Annotated in this window: 13 protein-coding genes and 1 pseudogene; 6 read left to right on the plus strand and 8 right to left on the minus strand. The window is 72.5% G+C overall.

The features are described 5' to 3' along the window. Position 1: 1 nt before the first annotated feature. The 5 genes from JAO84_RS03840 to JAO84_RS03860 are packed head-to-tail and all read right to left on the minus strand — an operon-like array spanning position 2 to position 7,239. Positions 2-1,204 carry a type III PLP-dependent enzyme gene (locus tag JAO84_RS03840; RefSeq protein WP_370410394.1) on the minus strand — a complete coding sequence of 401 codons (1,203 nt, stop codon included), beginning with the start codon at positions 1,202-1,204 and terminating at the stop codon, positions 2-4. After that, positions 1,201-2,976, minus strand: a complete 1,776-nt coding sequence (locus JAO84_RS03845; protein WP_370410396.1) for an IucA/IucC family siderophore biosynthesis protein — start codon at positions 2,974-2,976, stop codon at positions 1,201-1,203. Before JAO84_RS03845 ends, JAO84_RS03840 begins: the two co-directional genes overlap by 4 nt. Further along, on the minus strand, positions 2,973-4,238 hold the full coding sequence (locus JAO84_RS03850) for an MFS transporter (RefSeq protein WP_370410398.1): 1,266 nt from the start codon (positions 4,236-4,238) through the stop codon (positions 2,973-2,975). Before JAO84_RS03850 ends, JAO84_RS03845 begins: the two co-directional genes overlap by 4 nt. Continuing rightward, positions 4,235-6,016: an IucA/IucC family protein gene (locus tag JAO84_RS03855; protein ID WP_370416650.1), complete on the minus strand. Its 1,782-nt coding sequence runs from the start codon at positions 6,014-6,016 to the stop codon at positions 4,235-4,237. The genes JAO84_RS03850 and JAO84_RS03855 overlap by 4 nt, the downstream gene beginning before the upstream one ends. A 32-nt stretch (positions 6,017-6,048) precedes the next feature. After that, a complete protein-coding gene (locus JAO84_RS03860; protein WP_370410400.1) occupies positions 6,049-7,239 on the minus strand; it encodes an acetyl-CoA carboxylase biotin carboxylase subunit family protein in 1,191 nt (396 codons plus the stop codon). A 225-nt stretch (positions 7,240-7,464) separates the two neighbouring features. On the opposite strand from JAO84_RS03860, the gene JAO84_RS03865 reads away from it, so the two are divergent. After that, positions 7,465-8,349, plus strand: coding sequence for a (2Fe-2S)-binding protein (locus tag JAO84_RS03865; RefSeq protein WP_370410401.1), 885 nt, complete (start codon positions 7,465-7,467; stop codon positions 8,347-8,349). A gap of 99 nt (positions 8,350-8,448) precedes the next feature. On the opposite strand, the gene JAO84_RS03870 is transcribed toward JAO84_RS03865, so the two are convergent. Beyond that, positions 8,449-9,447: an ABC transporter substrate-binding protein gene (locus tag JAO84_RS03870; protein WP_370410403.1), complete on the minus strand. Its 999-nt coding sequence runs from the start codon at positions 9,445-9,447 to the stop codon at positions 8,449-8,451. 131 nt (positions 9,448-9,578) lie between these two features. Between JAO84_RS03870 and JAO84_RS03875 the strand changes: the two genes are divergently transcribed. From JAO84_RS03875 to JAO84_RS03885, 3 genes are read left to right on the plus strand one after another with little or no spacing between them, the layout of a single operon-like run. Then, positions 9,579-10,655, plus strand: coding sequence for a FecCD family ABC transporter permease (locus JAO84_RS03875; RefSeq protein WP_370410405.1), 1,077 nt, complete (start codon positions 9,579-9,581; stop codon positions 10,653-10,655). Beyond that, on the plus strand, positions 10,652-11,740 hold the full coding sequence (locus tag JAO84_RS03880) for a FecCD family ABC transporter permease (protein ID WP_370410407.1): 1,089 nt from the start codon (positions 10,652-10,654) through the stop codon (positions 11,738-11,740). Before JAO84_RS03875 ends, JAO84_RS03880 begins: the two co-directional genes overlap by 4 nt. 1 nt (position 11,741) lies before the next feature. After that, positions 11,742-12,578, plus strand: a complete 837-nt coding sequence (locus JAO84_RS03885; protein ID WP_370410409.1) for an ABC transporter ATP-binding protein — start codon at positions 11,742-11,744, stop codon at positions 12,576-12,578. A gap of 14 nt (positions 12,579-12,592) precedes the next feature. On the opposite strand, the gene JAO84_RS03890 is transcribed toward JAO84_RS03885, so the two are convergent. Beyond that, complete coding sequence (locus tag JAO84_RS03890; RefSeq protein WP_370410410.1) at positions 12,593-13,762, minus strand: MFS transporter; 1,170 nt, start codon at positions 13,760-13,762, stop codon at positions 12,593-12,595. A gap of 110 nt (positions 13,763-13,872) precedes the next feature. Here JAO84_RS03890 and JAO84_RS03895 point away from each other — a divergent pair. Beyond that, a pseudogene (locus tag JAO84_RS03895) lies at positions 13,873-14,031 on the plus strand (Tn3 family transposase); the annotation flags it as partial. 186 nt (positions 14,032-14,217) lie between these two features. On the opposite strand, the gene JAO84_RS03900 reads toward JAO84_RS03895, so the two are convergent. Further along, a complete protein-coding gene (locus JAO84_RS03900; protein WP_370410412.1) occupies positions 14,218-15,336 on the minus strand; it encodes an FAD-dependent oxidoreductase in 1,119 nt (372 codons plus the stop codon). 53 nt (positions 15,337-15,389) lie between these two features. On the opposite strand from JAO84_RS03900, the gene JAO84_RS03905 reads away from it, so the two are divergent. After that, entirely contained in the window at positions 15,390-16,076 is a 687-nt protein-coding gene (locus tag JAO84_RS03905; RefSeq protein WP_370410413.1) for a TetR/AcrR family transcriptional regulator, read from the plus strand. Positions 16,077-16,516 lie beyond the last annotated feature (440 nt).

Genomic DNA, 16,516 nt, shown 5'->3' on the forward strand with positions numbered 1-16,516 from the left:
GTCACCCGAGGAAGTGGAATCCCGGCCGGGGGTGCATGAGGAAGTCGTGGTGCGAGATGTTCCACGCGTACGCGCCCGCGAGGCCGAAGGCCACCCGGTCGCCCGCCCGTAGGCCCCGCGCCGGGACGTGCCGGGCGAGGAGGTCCTTGGGGGTGCAGAGCTGGCCGGTCAGGGTGACCGTGTCGGATCCCGCGACGGGGCGGGGCCAGGGGTGGGGCCAGGAGTGCACGGGCAGTACCGAGCAGGGCTGGTCGTGGCCCTTGGCCGCGGGGGTGCGCAGGTGGTGGGTGCCGCCGCGGACGACGGCGAAGTCCTCGCCGTGGCTGCGCTTCACGTCCAGGACCTCGGTGGCGTACCAGCCGCAGTACGCGGTGAGGGCGCGGCCCGGCTCGATGCGCAAGGTGAGGTCCGGGTGGTCGTCCAGGAGCCGGGCGAGGCCCTTGCCGTAGGTGGACCAGTCGTAGCGGCGCTCGGGGGTCGTGTAGTCGACGTGCATGCCGCCGCCGACGTTGACCTCGGCGAGGCGGACGCGGTGCCGGGCGGCGAGTCGGGTGGCCCAGGTGACCACGGATTCGGCGACGCCGATCTGTTCCTCGGCCTCCAGACCGCTGGCGAGGTGGGCGTGGACGCCCAGAAGCCGCAGCTGCGGGAGGGTGCCGTCGGTCAGCAGGGCGACGGCGGTGTCGGCATCGGCGGGGTCGAGGCCGAAGGGGGTCGGCCGGCCGCCCATGGCGAGGGAGCTGCCCTCCAGGGACGCGGCGGACAGGGGAAGGTTGAAGCGGAGGAGGACTCCCACCGGAGTGTCCGGGGCCCGGTCGGCGGCCAGGTCGGCGAGGACGCGCAGCTCGTGGAGGCTCTCCACGTGGAAGCGTTCCACCCCGAGGTCCAGGGCTGCGGCGATCTCCGCCGGGGTCTTGCCGGGCCCGCCGAACGCGAGGGGGCGGCCGGGCACGGCGCGGCCCACGTGGGCCAGTTCGCCGCCCGACGAGACCTCGTACCCGTCGACGTACGGCGAGAGCGCGGAGAGCAGTTCCGGTTCGGGGTTGGCCTTGGCGGCGTAGTACAGCTCGACGCGCTCGGGCAGCGCGGCCCGGACCCCGGCGGCGTGCTCGCGCAGCGCCGTCAGGTCGTAGACGTAGGCGGGCAGGCCGTCGGAGGGCAGGTCGAGGACGAGGTCGCGCACGGCGCGGGTGGGGGCGGTCATCGGGCGTGGCTCCACGAGTCGTCGGATGCTCCGGACAGCACGTCCTCGGCGAAAGGGGAGGGAAGCCGGACGTACCCCGCTTCGCGGTCGGCCTTGCGCTCCCAGCGGGTGAGCAGGTTGGCCTTGGCGGGCAGCGGGACGCCGGCGAGGAGCGCGGCGAGCCGGGGCGGGCAGCCGTGGCGGTCGGCGTACGTCTGGAGGGTCACTCGGACCTGGGCCCACAGGGCGGGCTCGGTCTCGGGGTGCAGGTCGGCGACGGCGGCCAGCATCTCGGCGATGTGGTTGACGAACAGGCAGTACACGACGCGGTCCCAGCCGCGCTCCGCGTCGTACGTCATGGGCCCGGCCACTTCGGCGGGCAGCGCGGCGAGGGTGTCGGCGTGGTGCTCGGGCAGCAGCTTGGTGCCCTCCAGGTCCCGGAAGAGCACCTGGGCGGGCATGGAGTCGTCGTCGACGCAGACGACCACGTTCTGCAGGTGGGGTTCCAAGACCAGGCCGTGGTCGAAGTAGGCGGCCAGGACGGGCGGCACGAGGAGCCTGAGGTACGCGCTCCACCAGGCGAGCGCGGTGCCGGGGCCCGCACCCCCGAGCAGGCGCGAGAGGTGACCGGGGCCGCTGGGGTACTCGTCGGCGACGGCGGCGGCGAGCAGTGGCGAGGTGCCGGGGAGGATCCGGGTGGCGAGCCCTTCGCGGACGATCACGCCGAAGCCTTCGAGCAGACCGCGGTCGGGGTTTCCGTCGGGGCCGGGGAGGGCGAGGCTGCGGTAGGCCGGCTCGCGGAGCATGGCGCTGCCGGGGAATCGGACGGTGAGCTCGTCGAGTACGGGCGCGAGGAGCCGGGTCAGGGCGACGGCACCGGTCAGCTCGTAACTGGCGTTCTTCCGGAGGCAGTTGGTGATCCGGACGTTCAGGCTGAACTTGAGGAAGGTCTCGCCGTCGTAGAGGGTGCGAACGGAGGCCGTGGCGGCGAAGGGGGTGCCGCCGGTCCCGAGGTCCAGGATGTCGCCGCGATCGAGGGCGGCACGCAGTGCGGGGTGGCCGGCGAGCATCTCGTACTGCCAGGGGTGCGCGGGCAGCAGCCGGTATCCCTCCGGCAGGCCTCCCGGCCGGGCGTCGGCGAGCCGGTCGAGAGGTGTGGTCGCCGCCGGTGCGGCGGTCTCCTCGATGATCAGGTCCTCCCGGACCGCGAGATGGCGCAGCGGGAAGGCGGCGCCGATCTCCGGGGCGTACGCGAGCCAGGAGGCGGCGTCGCCGGTACGGGCCTTGGGGGTGGGGTGGAAACGGTGGCCGAAGAGCAGGGACTGCTCGGAGGCGAGGTAGGTGTCCTGGCCGGCCGTGTCCTGGTCGTCGCCCGTGCCGGTCGTGCGGGCGGCGAGCGCCGCCGTGACGGCCTGGTGGCTGGAGGCGATCTGGTCGAGGAACTCGTCGTTGCGCACCCCGGTACGCGCCGACAGCTCGTCCTGGACGTGTCCCGCGAGGCGCCGCCATTCGATGCGCTCCCAGGTCCCGTCGCGCTGCTCGTGGACCGGTCCGGTGAAGCGGTGCGCGCCGAGCAGCGACGTACGCCGCAGCGCCACGCGCAGCACCACGCCACGGCGGGGCAGGCGCAACAGGAGGTGGCCGTCGCTGGCGGCTGTCTGGTGCTCCGGTCCGGAGACCTCGCGCAGCAGGCAGTTGAGGAGGGTGTGCGCCACGACCGTGTCCGCGTCCGGCAGTTCGGCGGCGGCTGGGGTGTGGTGGGCGGTGCCCTGCGTTCGGGTCGGCGACATCATCGGCTCCAGCGGGTGCGGAGGGGGTTCAGGAGGGGCAGAACGGTGGGCACGACGGTGGCCAGGGCCACGGCGGTGCCCGTGAGGACCGGGGCGGCCGGTCCGAAGAAGCTGTTGCCGACGGCGGCGGCGACACCTGCCACGACGGCGCCGCCCTTCGAGAAGAACTCGAGCGAGCCGAACATGCCGCCGGGGGCCCGGCCCTTGGCGCAGTCGGCGGCCAGCGCGGACAGGCAGACGAGCCCGAGGGTGAGGCCGGCCCCGAGCACGAGACGTACCGCGGTGAGGGCGGGCAGCGAGTCGGCCGCACCGTGACCGGCGAGACCGAGCGCTATGCAGAGGAAGCCGAGGGCGAGGCCGAGCCGGGGGCGGTGGTGGAAGGACCTGTGCACCGCCATCGCCGTGGCCAGATAGCACAGGTGGGGCAGGGCGAACAGCACACCGGAGGCGGCCGGGGAGGTGCCGGGGATACGGTGCTCGATGAGCGAGATGAGGTACGGGAAGGAGATGACGGTGGAGAAGACGAAGGCGAACTCCAGGGCGTACAGCGCCCGCAGGGAGGTCGCCGGCGCCCCTGCCTCCGGTTTCGCGGCCTCCGGTGCCTCCTCGGGAGCGTCCTTTGCCGTCGGCGTCTCGGCGTGCCCGCCCCGCGACTCCGGCAGCGCCCCGATCAGCAGGGCGGCGGTGAGCGGCAGCACGGCCAGCAGGGCGTACTGGCGGTGCGGCGAGAGCCAGGGCGACAGGGAGCCGACGACGATCGGCGCGAGGACGAGGGCGGCGCGCGCCGCACCCTGCATGAGGGTGAGGGCCTTCGACAGGGCCGGTCCCTCCAGTGCTGCGCCGAGGTAGCCGTTGGACGCGGCGAACGTGCCTCCGAGGATGCCCTGGAGGACGAGGGCGGCGGTGAAGGTCGCGATCGAGTCGGCCCAGCCGGCGAGCAGGAACGCCACGGCCAGCCCGAGTTGGGCGCGCAGCAGCAGCCGCTTGCGGCCGTAGCGGTCCGCGAGACGGCCCCAGAAGGGCGCGCCGACGGCGCCGAAGACGGTCGGGACGATGTAGAGGACGCCGGCCCAGCGGGCGGTGGGATCGCCGAGTTCGGGCAGGATCTGGGTCAGGAAGGGCGGCAGGCCGAGCGCGGCGAAGGACGCCACGAAGTAGCACCCGGCCACGGCGTGCACCTGCCGGCGGGCGAGGACGGGGCCCGCCGCGGGCGCGACGGCCGCTGCCGCGGTGGCGCCGTTCGGCGGGGCGGTGGTTGCACTCATCGTTCGGCCGTCCTCAGGTAGTTGGGGCCGGTGGTGTAGTGCTTGTTGATGTCCGCCGCGCCCGATCGCTCCTTGGACAGCAGCGTGCCGGCGGTGACCATGGCCTTGACGGGGAGTTCCGCCGCGTCCAGGACGTGCGCGCGCAGCACGGCGCCGGGCTCGCCCGGACCGGTGCCGAGCCGCCCGACGGTCTCGGCGAGCCGGTCCCGTATCAGGGTCAGCAGCGTCATGAGCGGGGCGCGGCCGTGGTGGGCGAGGCCGAAGGCGTAGGCGCCCGCGCACAGGTGCACGGTGATGGTGGTGAACAGGTCGGTGACGGCCCGGTCGTCGTCGCCGAAGATCCGGGCGTCGTCGAAGACGGCCGCGTCGAAGGCGTCGGCGCCCAGGGTGTCCCGCAGCCGCCCGGTGTGGATGCGTGGGCCGTCGTTGTCCTTCAGCAGCAGCCGGAGCCGGGTGGCGCCGTCCGCCGCCCGGTCGAGGACGAGCGAGATGTTCTGCTGGTGGGACTCCAGGGCGATGCCGTAGCCGAACAGGGTGGTCTGCCAGTCGAACAGCAGGGTGAGCACGGCGTCGAGCAGGGCCACGGGGTCCCCGCCGTGGAAGCGGTCCGCGAGGTGGTCGATCACCAGCCGGCCTCCGGCGGCTTCGGCGAGCAGCGCCGCCATGGGGACGACGACGCAGTCGTCGAGGCCGGCCGGGTAGTGGCGGCACAGGACGGCCAGGAGTTCGTGCCCGGCGTGGGCGTACACCGTCTCGTCGGCGTGCAGGATCGTTTCGCGGAACCGTGGCTCCCGGGCGATCACGGTTTCCAGGAGCCGCTGACCCGCAGCGCCGTCGACGAGCGTTCCCGGCTTGATGGTGCGCCGATTGCGCAGTCCCAGGGTCGCGGTGGCCAGCGGCAGCTTGAGGTGCAGGGAGGGGTCATCGGCCAGGGCGACCGTCCGCATGGACAGTGTCGGTACGACCTCGAGGTGGGGGCGCGGAGCAGGCACCGCCCGCTCATGCAGGCCGGTCGCCCGCAGGGCCTCCTCCAGCGGCGCGCCCGCGGTCAGCGGATGGACGGGCAGCGCGAGGTGGGTACGGGACAGCTCCGGCAGCCCCAGCTCGGACGGCGACGGCCAGCAGGCGGGCAGGCGGTCGGCGCCGCCCGGCACGGTGACGGCCTCACGGGGCAGGGCGACCCAGCGCAGGGCGAAGCGCGGGTGGAACTCGGGGGCGTACGCGCGCACCTGATCGTCGTCCAGTCCCGAGCGGCCCCGGGCGGTGGGGTACACCGGGTGGTCGAGGCGGGCGGCGAGCGTGTCGTGCGCGAGACCTCCGGCGTACCCGGTCCAGCGGGCGGGGTCGTCCCCGTGGAGGTCGGTGAGCCGCGCTGCGGTCTCCTCGCGGGTCCGCTCGTGCAGCCGCATGGTGGCGAGGGTCTGCCGGCATTCCTCGGTGTACGCGTCGAAGCCGGGGTGGTCGACCGGCTCGGCCAGGGCCTTGAGGGCGGCGAGGATCTCGTCGTACGTGGTGAGCGTGCCGCCGTCCGGCTCTCGTACGAGCAGCGGCAGCCGGGCCGCGTGCGTGCTCTGGAAGCCGTCCTCTGTGACCGGCAGCAGCAGTGCGCCGCCGTCTTCGGTGGCCCGGCGCAGCCATGGGCCGTCGGTCCGCCGGACGAGGGCGCTGCGGCTGCGCAGCCCGACGACGTCCTCTCGCAGCAGCGCGGACAACACCCGTAGGAGCAGGTCCCGTTCAGCTCTGCCCGTGCCCGTGCCCGTGCCCGTGCCCGTGCCCATGCCCACGACAGAAGCCTTTGCGGCGGTGGTCGTCACGGCGCGATCTCCCAGCGCTGCGCGGCCAGGAAGTCCGCGACGACCCGGTCGACGGTCGCCTGGTCGGTGCCGGTGGCCCGCAGCACGCCGAGGTAGTCACGGTTGGTGCGGTAGAGCTCGTGCCGCTCACCGGTCTCGCGCAGCGGGCGGTACGTCAGTCGCACTCCGTCGGTGTCGAGGTCGACGGGGCCGGGGGCGGACACGAGCGTTCCGGCGGTCCCGGCGCAGGGGTAGTCCAGGCGGGCCGCGCCGTCGGTGCGGGCCCCGAGGTCCGCGGGCAGCGGTTCGCCGAGGTGGCTGCGCAGGATGTGTTCGAAGAGCGGGATGTCGAGGAGCTGGGCGAGCAGCAGGTCGCACTGGTCGCCGATGGCCCGGTAGTTCACCTCGATGATGCGGGCCCGGCCGTCGTGGACGACGAACTCGGTGTGGCAGGCGCCGAAGCCGACGCCGAGGGCGTCGAGCTGGGCGAGGATCTGCTCGACGACCGGCTCGGGGTGGGCCGGGACGAAGGTCAGCCGCTCCTCGATGAAGTACGGCGGCGGCGACAGCTCGGTGTGGAATCCGCCGAGGACGTGCCGGATCCGTCCGTCGCCCAGCGTCTCCAGGGTGTACAGCTCACCGGCCAGGAACTCCTCCACGACCAGCGCGGCCTCGGGCCGCCGGGTCTGTATCTCCTTGCAGCGCAACGGGAGTTCCTCGCCGCTCCCGACCAGGACGACGTCCTCGCTGGCGACCCCCTCGCGCGGCTTGACCACGCACGGGTAGGGCACGTCGAGTGCGGCGAGCGAGGACGGGTCCTGCCCGGCGGGGAGTTCGGTGGACCAGACGGTGTCGGCGCCGGTCAGGGCGAGATGGCGGCGCAGGTGCGCCTTGTCCTTGGCGCGCAGCGCGGCCCGCCAGTCCTTGGCGGGCAGGCCGAAGTAATCGGCGGCCAGCGCGGCCTGGGTCTGGAGGTGGTCGCTGTTGGTGAAGACCGCGTCGGGCCGGTGGTGGGTGGAGATCCGGGTGATGACGGCCCGGAAGTCGCGTACGTCGCACTCCAGGATCTCGATGTCCGGGTAGGTCCGGCGATGGGAATCCGGCTGGTCCGTCAGGACGGTGACGTCCAGGCCGAGGCGGGCCGCTGCGGGGAGGAACCCCTCCGTGACCGAGTCTGTGGGATTCAGGGCGAGCAGATACAGCCGCATGGGAATGCCGGGGCCTTCCGGGGAGGGGACGTGTGGTGCGGTGGCGGGGAGGCACGCCCCGCACGGCACCGCGACGACGAGTTTAGGTTAGGCAACCCTAAGTTATCAACAGTCCCTCACTCCAACGGCCCATGTGCGTACGGCCGATGGGGCGCGCCGATCTACGCTTACCCCGATGTCCACTAAGGTAAGCCTGACCTCACTTACTCGCGAGAAGGAGCTTCGATGAGCAAGGATCCGGGGCCGTGGACCACCACCGCGGGCACGGTCGGGCGCCATGCCCTCGTCGAGGCGTCTCCCCTCACGTGCACCTATCGGCGGACCATCGCGGCCTGCGACGCGCTCGATGTCCGGATCGTCGACCCCGGGGCGATGGGCGACTCCGCCGCCTTCCTGCCCGACGGGGCGGACCTGGCCTGCGCCCCCGGCGTCCTCGACGCGTTCCTCGACGCCTCGGCGGCCCGTATCCGCGCACGCCACGGCCGCACTCCGCGCAGAGACGTCGCCGCCTCCCGGGCGCTGCACGACTACCTGTGGTCCGTCAGCCTCCTGATGAGCGGGGCCTGGTACCTGGATCGCCGCGTGCCGCGCATCGCGCCACGTGACATCCGTGTGGACCTGACGACGGGCGCGATCGGCATCGTCCCCGGGCAGGACTTCGCATGCCTGCCGGACGACCCGGCGGCGGGCACGGCCGCTGCCCGGCTCGTGGGCCACGAGAACGAACTGCGGGCCGAGTTGCGGGCCGCGGTCGTCGATCACGTGCGTCCGCTGCTCGCCGCGATCGGCCCGACGATCCGGCGCGGACCGCGCGCCCTGTGGGGGATGGTGGCCGACGATCTGCTCTCCGGCATCTGGCACCTCGGCCGGATGCTGGGCCAGGAGGAACGCGCGGTGCGCGAGGCGACCGAGCTGCTTCCGACGGCGATCCCGCCCTTTCCGGGAGGGGCCGACTTCCGGCGCCTCAGCGGCCGCGACGGGCACCGCCACCCGACCCGCACACGCGCCGGCTGCTGCCTGTACTACACGATCGAACCGGACCGGGCCTGCCTGACCTGCCCGAGGACCTGCGACGCCGAGCGGCTGCGCCGGATCGAGGGCGAGGACTGAGCGCCGTACCGCACCCGGGGTACGGCGACGGGCCGGCGCCCGCGGCCGTACGGTCTCGTACGCCCGCCGGCAACCGGCCCGTCAGGAACGGCCCCGCGACTACTTCGCCGGGTCGACCTTGAAGATCTTCGCCATGTCGTCGAGCACCAGGTCGGCACCCTGGAGCGAGACGGAGGTCATCCAGACGGCGTCCTCGACCTCGTGGACGTTGCCCTTCTGCACCGCGTTCAGGCGCTTCCACAGCGGGTTGGCGAGGAACTTCTTCTTGCGCTCCTCACCGCCCGAGAAGGTCGTCATGAAGATGTGGTCGGCGTCCGCCTGCGCGATCTGCTCCTCGCTGATCTCGATGTTGAACTTCTCCTGGTCCTGCTGGTTGGCGGGCCGGGCGAGCCCCATGTCGGTCAGGATGATGCCGCTGAAGGTCTTGGGCAGGTAGATGCGCGTCGGCCCGTCGAGAAAGCGCGTCAGCGAGTAGGTCTGCCCGGGGTTCTTGGCGTTGATCGCGTCGCCGATCTTCTTCGCGCGCGTCTGGTACGCCGCGAGCTTGTCGGCGGCCTTCTTCTCCTCGCCGAGAGCCGTGCCCAGGAAGGTGATGTTCTCCTTCCAGATCGGGCCGGTGGTCTTCACGAAGACCGTCGGCGCGATCTTGCTCAGCTGGTCGTAGAGGTCCTCGTGACGGACCGTCGCCGAAACGATGAGGTCCGGCTTGAGGGCGGCGATCGCCTCCAGGTTCGGGCTGTCGAGCGGGCCGACGTCCTTGGTGTCCTTCACCGCGTCACCGAGGTACGGGGGGAAGCCCTTCTGGTCGCGGTACGAGCCGATGCCGCCCACGAGCGGGGCGTCGAGGGCGACGACGGCCTCGACGAGGCTGTTGTCGAGCGCCACGACGCGCTTGGGCTTCGTCTTGATCTCGGTCTTGCCCTTGTCGTGAGTGACGGTCCGGGGGAAGCCCGCCTCGGAGGCGGCGGCCGGCTTGTCGGCGGCGGACTTGCCGTCGTCGCTCGTACCGCCGCAGGCGGCGACGGAGAAGGCCAGGGCCGCGGTGAGCAGGGCAGCGGCGAGCCGGCCGGGCCGGCGGCGCTGGGTGAGGGTGTTCATGGGTCTCCCATACACGGACTGTCGCTTAGGTAAGGCTTACCTGAGCGGGCGCTGTGAGGATAGCGCCTCTCCGTGACCGGATCCATACGGTGGGATAGTCGTACACTCAACCGTTAGGCATGCCTTACCTTATGCAGGTGTCTGTGAAGCCCGTCGCCGAAGGGGCGGCCACCGCGCCCCCACCTGCCCCACCACGCCCCCGACCCCCACGAGTTGCGGCGCGCGCCGTCATAGCGGCCCTGCTCGTCGCCGCGCTGATCGCGGCGGTCTGCGCCTCGCTCGCCATCGGCACCAAGTCCGTGCCGCTCTCCGACGTCCTGCACGCGATCGGCGGCGGGACGGACGGCGACGCGGTCATCGTCCGCGAACTGCGCATGCCCCGCACCTTCCTGGGCCTGCTCGTCGGTCTCGCGCTCGGCGCGGCCGGAGCCGTCGCCCAGGACATCACCCGCAACCCGCTGGGCGACCCCGGTCTCATCGGGATCAGCGCGGGCGGCTCGTTCGCCGTCGCGGCCGGTATCGGAGCGTTCGGGCTGACCAGTTCATACCAGTACATCTGGTTCGCCTTCCTCGGCGGGGCGCTGGCCGGGCTGCTCGCCTACGCGGTCGGCGGCACCGGGTACGGCGGCGCCACCCCCGCCAAACTCGCCCTGGCCGGCGCGGCGGTGACCGTTCTCCTCGACGCCGGCACCAACACCCTGGTCCTCCTCGACGTCCGGACCCTGGACCAGTACCGCTTCTGGGCCGTCGGCTCGCTGGCCGGACGCGACGCCCACCTCGGCCTGGAACTCCTCCCGTTCGTCGTCGTCGGTCTCCTGCTGGCGATCGGACTGAGCGGCCGGCTCAACGCCCTCGCCCTCGGCGACGACCTCGCCACCACCCTCGGCACCAAGGTCCGCACCACCCGGCTCCTCGGCGCCGTCGCCGTGATCCTGCTGACCGGCGCCGCCGTCGCCGCGGCCGGGCCCGTCACCTTCGTCGGCCTGGTCGTCCCCCATGTCGTCCGGGCGTTCACCGGGCCCGACGCCCGCTGGCTGGTGCCCTGTTCGGCGCTCGGCGGCGCCACGCTGATGCTCAGCGCCGATGTCGTCGGGCGCATGGTCGCCCGCCCGGGCGAGCTGGAGGCCGGCGTGGTCACCGCGATGCTCGGCGCCCCGTTCCTCGCCCTGCTGGTCAAGCGCGGCAAGCTCAAGGAGCACACCCGATGAGCCTGCCCCGTACGACCACCCCGCGCATGGCCACCACTCTGCGCCTGGAGTTCGGCCCCTTCGGCGCGGCCCTGCGCCTCAGGGTCGCCCTCACCGCCGTCGCCCTCGTCCTGATCGGCTTCGCGGGCCTTGTCGCCTCGGTGTCGCTCGGTACGTACGCCATCCCCGTCGGCGACGCCCTGAACGCCGTCCTCGGCACCGGCGAAGGCGCCGCGGACCTGATCATCCACGAGCTGCGCCTCCCGCGCGCGCTGACGGCCCTCATGGTCGGCGCCGCGTTCGGCCTGGCCGGCGCCGTCTACCAGGCCGTCACCCGCAACCCGCTCGCCAGCCCCGACCTCATCGGCATCGCGGCGGGATCCGGCGTCGGCGCGGTCGGTGCCATACTCGTCGGCGGCGTCACCGCCGCCGGTGCGGGAACGTTCGTGGCCGTGCCCTTCGGCGCCCTGGCCGGCGCGCTGCTCACCTCCGCCGCCATCTACCTGCTGGCCTTCCGGGACGGCACCATCACCGGCTACCGCTTCGTCCTCGTCGGCATCGCCGCCAACGGCGCACTGGTCGCCCTCACCCGCTGGATGCTCGCCCGCGCCGACATCGACCAGGCGTCCCGGGCCATGGTGTGGCTCACCGGCAGCCTCAACGGACGCGGCTACGAGCACGTCCAGTGGGCCGGGCTCGCCCTCGCGCTGCTGCTGCCGCTGACCGTGGCGCTGGCCCGCCCGTACCAACTGCTCCAGTACGACGACGACACCGCCCGCAGCCTCGGCATCCCGCTGCGGTACGCCCGCATCGCGCTGCTCGTCCTCGCCACCTGCCTGACCGCCCTGGCCACCTCGGCGGCCGGCCCGATCGCCTTCGTCGCCCTCGGCGCACCGCAGATCGCCCGCCGGCTCGCGGGCACCCCCGGCATCCCGATGGTGTGCAGCGCGCTCACCGGGGCCGTCCTGCTCATCCTGGCCGACCTCGCCGCCCGGACCGTCCTCGCCCCGACGGAACTGCCCGTCGGCGTGCTCACCGGCGCCGTCGGCGCCCCGTACCTGCTGCTGCTCCTCGCCCGCACCAACCGGGCCGGAAAGGGAGGCTGACATGACCTCACAGGGCATGACCTCACAGCTCACCGAAGCCACGTCCGCCGCCCTGACCGGGACCGGCCTGCGCCTCGGCTACGGCGACCGCCTCGTCGCCGAGGACCTCGACCTGAGCATCCCGGCGGGGAAGGTCACCGCGCTCGTCGGCCCCAACGCCTGCGGCAAGTCCACCGCCCTGCGCGCCCTCGCCCGGCTCCTGAAGCCGGCCGGCGGCACCGTCCACCTGGAGGGCGAGGACATCGCCGGCCTGTCCGCCCGCGACTTCGCGCTGCGCCTCGCCCTGCTCCCCCAGACCCCCAGCGCGCCCGACGGCATCACCGTCCGCGACCTGGTGGCCCGCGGCCGCACCCCGCACCAGCGCTGGTGGCGCCAGTGGTCCTCCACCGACGAGGCCGCCGTCGACGCCGCCCTGACGGCCACCGGGGCGGCCGACCTGGCCACCCGCTCCATCGACGAGCTCTCCGGAGGGCAGCGCCAGCGCGTCTGGATCGCCATGGCCCTCGCCCAGGACACCCCCGTCCTGCTCCTCGACGAGCCGACGACCTACCTCGACCTGGCCCACCAGGTCGACGTCCTCGAACTCGTCGCGGAACTCAACCGCGTGGACGGACGCACGGTCGTGATGGTCCTGCACGAACTGAACCTCGCCTGCCGCTACGCGGACCATCTCATCGCCATGCGCGACGGCCAGGTCATCGCTGCGGGCACCCCCTCGGACGTCGTCACCCCGGACCTCGTCCAGGACGTCTTCGGGCTGCGCGCGGCCGTCATCGACTGCCCCGTGGCGGGCACCCCGCTCGTCATCCCGGAGGGAGGTCACCGAGCGGCGCGGTGACCGCCGTGCGGTCGTCACCTCCGCGGGGCGGCGGTCCGCAGGGCGGCGAGCAGCACCACGGCGAGGGCCTGGACGGTGACGACCACGGTGATCAGCACGGGGATCGAGTAGCCGTACAGCCCACCGACCAGCGCGCCGCCGGCCAGGCTCGCGACACCGACCACACCGGCGAACAGCCCGTACGCGGTCGCCCGCCGACCGCTCGGCACCAGGTCCGCGACGACGGCGCGCAGCGTGGACTCCTGGATCCCCATGGCCGCACCCCACACGAGCGACCCTGCCACCGCGACGGCGACCGTGTCGGTGAACCCCAGCGTCACGACGCCCGCGGTCAGCACCGGCAGGGCGATCAGGACGCGGGCACCGTGGCGGTCGTACAGCCAGCCGGTGGCCAGCGCCGCGACGGCGTCCACCGCCATCGCCGCCGCGTACAGCACCGGCACCCACGCTGCGGACAGCAGCTGACGCTCGACCAGATGGAAGGAGAGGACACCGAAGGTGGCGAGACCGGTCGTGGTGGCGGCGGTGAAGGCGGCGTACGTCCAGAACGCCCTCGGCAGCCGCCCACCCCGCATCTCCGGTGGGTCGGCTGCCGTCGCCTCACGCTCGTAGGCTTCCGGATCCGGCACCCGGGCCCGCAGCCAGAACAGGAGTCCCAGGACCGCGAGGCCGGGTACGGCGAGCACACCGAGCGCCGGCCCGTAGTCGCCACCGGTCAGCGCGAGCATGCCGGCCACGATCAGCGGGCCGACCAGGGCGCCGATCTGGTCCATCGCCTCGTGCACGGCGAAGCCCCGGCCCCGCCCGGTCGCGGCCGTGGCGTGGGACAGCATGGTGTCCTTCGCCGGGGAACGGACCGCCTTGCCGACCCGTTCGGCGATCACCAGCGCGCACGCGACCCACAGGGTCCCGGTCGCGCCAAGGAGCGGAACCGAGACGACCGTCAGCGCGTACCCGGCGATCGCCAGCCCCCAGAACCGGCGGGTACGGTCGGCCAGCGGGCCGGACACCAGCCGCAGCCCCAGCGCCGCCGCCTCACCGGCACCCGTGACCACCCCGACGACCAGTGCGGTCGCCCCCAACGAGGCCAGCAGCGGCCCCGTGACCGACCGGGCGCCCTCGTACACGAAGTCCGCGAGCAGGCTCACAGTGCCGAACCACAGAACGAACCGCCACGGCCGCATGCCTGCCGGTCTCCTCACGTCCACCTCGTCCCCGCACCTGCGACGTCCGTAGCCGGCAGCGTGCCACAACAGGCCCTCAGAGGGCGGTTACCGGCCTCGGGGAACATCGGTACGTGCAGATCGCCAAGACCGTGCACTTGCTGCGCGTGGTCGACCCGGTCGACGACACCTACCGGCGGCAGACGAACCAACAGCTCACCGTGCAGGAGTCCCGCCACAAGCTTGCCCGGGACATGTGCCACGGCAAGCGCGGCACCATCCAGCGGCAGAGCGACGATGTCCGGCCCGCGAGGAGGATCGGACCGGATCTCGGCGGTAGCGGAAAGAGGGCTCAGTTCGGTGCAGGGCGTCCTTGCGTTCGCCTACGGCGGCTTTGCCGGAAGGGACTGCGCGGTGCCGCACTGTCCTGTGAAGCCGTGGCGAGCTGTTGGTGCTGGTGCTCTCGCGCTCGGCAGTCAGGACGGCTGGACTTGGTCGAAAAGGGCGAGGGCTTCGGCGGGGTCCGGGCTCACCAAGCGTTCCAGACCGACCGTCGTCATCCTCGCCCACCTGCCGGCCCGCGCCCACATCCGTTCCTCGAAGGCGCGGACGACCTCGTCCAGATCTCCAAGGCCGGTGGCGATGGACTCGCCGAGTTCAGCGCCCTCCAGCATCGCGAGGTTCGCGCCTGCCCCCAGCGGGGGCATCAGATGGGCGGCGTCGCCCAGGAGCGTCACCCCGGGGACGTGGGTCCAGGTGTGGGACACCGGCAGGACGTAGAGGGGGCGGTGGACGAAAGCGGTGCCGTGGCGGAGGAGGTCGAGGACGGGAGCGGCCCAGCCGTCGAGCAGAGCCAGCAGGCTCGACCGCACGGCCTCGACGTCGGCCAGGTCCAGGTCCGTGTGCCAGTCCAGCGGCGCACGGAACTGGGCGTACACCTTGACGTGGCCGCCGCTGTTGCGCTGGGCGACGAGAGCCCGGTTCACGCCGTACACCGCGAGGGAACCGTCCCCGATCAACCGCGCGAGGTCAGGGTGGCGGGTGCCGACGTCGTTCAGGGAGGTCTCGACCGTGGTGACACCGGTGTAGTGCGGCTTCACCGACGAGACTGCCGAGCGGGTCCGGGACCAGGCGCCGTCCGCACCGACCACGAGGTCGAACGTCTCCTGCCGCCCGTCAGCGAAATGGACCGCGACGCCGTCCCGGCCCCCGGGCACCACCTGAGTCACACCCCGCCCCCACTGGATGTCGAGAGGGCCGAGCAGCATGTCACGCAGTTGCCCGCGGTCGATCTCGGGATTGGCCCGGTCGTCCGGGCGGGGTCGCCAGTCACGCAGAACGGTTCCGTCCGTGTCCAGGATGCGCATGGCCTGCCCCTCGGGGCGAGACAGCGCCTGGAACTCCGCCAGCAGCCCTGCCTTGTCCAGCGCAAGCTGTCCCAGCCCTTCGTGCAGGTCCAGCGTGCCGCCCGGGGGGCGGGCATCGGGAGCCGGATCACGTTCGAAGACGGCGACGGGGTGGCCATGGCGGTGCAGGACACGGGCGAAGGTAAGGCCGCCAGGGCCGCCTCCGATGACTGCGATACGTTGCCTCATATCAATACACCGTATTGAATCGATGCGATGCATCGCAACAGTACGATGTGCCCATGACTGTGTGGGACCGACCGGAGCCGCCGACTCGCCCCGTGCCGCTCGACCGGGAGCGGATCGTGGCCGCCGCCATCGCGCTGGCCGACGAAGGCGGGCTGGAGGCGGTGTCGCTGCGCAAGGTCGCCGGTCGGCTGAATGCCGGCCCGATGCGGCTGTACGGATACATCTCCACCAAGGAGGAGTTGTTCGACCTCATGGTGGACGAGGTCTACGCCGAGATTCTTCCCGAGGAGCAGCCCGGTGACTGGCGGGAGGCGCTGCGCATCCTCGCCCACCGCACCAGGCAGGCCGCTCTCCGCCACGAGTGGCTGGCCGACCTGCTCGGCCGCCGCCCGGCCCTGGGCCCGAACGGCCTCGCCGTGACCGAGGCCACGCTGGCTGCCCTCGACGGCCTCACCGACATCGACACCGTCATGCGAGCCGTGGAGACGGTCAGCGCCTACTTCACCGGCGCCATCAGGCGCGAGATCACGAACCTGCGGGCCGAGCGCGCCACAGGCCTGTCCAAGCACGACTGGCAGCGCACCCACGGCCCGCATCTGACAAGAATGCTGGCCACGGGCCGCTTCCCGGCACTGGCCAAGGCCGTCCATGACGGCACGGACATGGACCCCGAAACATCCTTCGCGACCGGCCTGGACTGGGTACTCGACGCCGTGGCCGCCAAACTCACCCGGCCGTAGGCGTGACGCTCTACTCCTGCCGAATGTGAGCGAGGCCGGGGTCGGAGTCCACAGGCCGCTCAGGCTGGCCGCCACCCATGCTCTGGGTTGCGCCCCTCAAGGCGTAGTCACTGCGCCTGACACGGGATGACGGTACTCAGTGTCAGAAGACGATCGTTTGACGCCAGATGGGGTCCGATCCTCCGTACGGAAGGGGCCTTCGGTGGCGGACCTGGTCGACAAGCGGGTTTCGACCGGCCAGCAGTCGACCGCCCGGCAGAACCTCGTCCTGGACGAGGCCGGCATCGAGGACCCGGTCGTCTTCGGGGAGGACCCGGGCACATCCAGCCGCCTCCACCCCTCCAGCGCCCGAAGTTCCGCGAACTGCTCAGCTGCGCGCGGCTGGGCGACACTGTGTACATCTCCGAGATGTTCGCCTCGTACACGGCACCGGACACATC

The organism is Streptomyces fradiae (genome assembly GCF_041270065.1).
GTDB lineage: Bacteria > Actinomycetota > Actinomycetes > Streptomycetales > Streptomycetaceae > Streptomyces.

Coding starts and splice junctions, on each gene's coding strand:
- JAO84_RS03840 (WP_370410394.1), bottom strand. CDS start 1,204: ATGACCGCCCCCACCCGCGCCGTGCGCGACCTCGTCCTCGACCTGCCC.
- JAO84_RS03845 (WP_370410396.1), bottom strand. CDS start 2,976: ATGATGTCGCCGACCCGAACGCAGGGCACCGCCCACCACACCCCAGCC.
- JAO84_RS03850 (WP_370410398.1), bottom strand. CDS start 4,238: ATGAGTGCAACCACCGCCCCGCCGAACGGCGCCACCGCGGCAGCGGCC.
- JAO84_RS03855 (WP_370416650.1), bottom strand. CDS start 6,016: ATGGGCACGGGCACGGGCACGGGCACGGGCACGGGCAGAGCTGAACGG.
- JAO84_RS03860 (WP_370410400.1), bottom strand. CDS start 7,239: ATGCGGCTGTATCTGCTCGCCCTGAATCCCACAGACTCGGTCACGGAG.
- JAO84_RS03865 (WP_370410401.1), top strand. CDS start 7,465: ATGAGCAAGGATCCGGGGCCGTGGACCACCACCGCGGGCACGGTCGGG.
- JAO84_RS03870 (WP_370410403.1), bottom strand. CDS start 9,447: ATGAACACCCTCACCCAGCGCCGCCGGCCCGGCCGGCTCGCCGCTGCC.
- JAO84_RS03875 (WP_370410405.1), top strand. CDS start 9,579: ATGCAGGTGTCTGTGAAGCCCGTCGCCGAAGGGGCGGCCACCGCGCCC.
- JAO84_RS03880 (WP_370410407.1), top strand. CDS start 10,652: ATGAGCCTGCCCCGTACGACCACCCCGCGCATGGCCACCACTCTGCGC.
- JAO84_RS03885 (WP_370410409.1), top strand. CDS start 11,742: ATGACCTCACAGGGCATGACCTCACAGCTCACCGAAGCCACGTCCGCC.
- JAO84_RS03890 (WP_370410410.1), bottom strand. CDS start 13,762: ATGCGGCCGTGGCGGTTCGTTCTGTGGTTCGGCACTGTGAGCCTGCTC.
- JAO84_RS03900 (WP_370410412.1), bottom strand. CDS start 15,336: ATGAGGCAACGTATCGCAGTCATCGGAGGCGGCCCTGGCGGCCTTACC.
- JAO84_RS03905 (WP_370410413.1), top strand. CDS start 15,390: ATGACTGTGTGGGACCGACCGGAGCCGCCGACTCGCCCCGTGCCGCTC.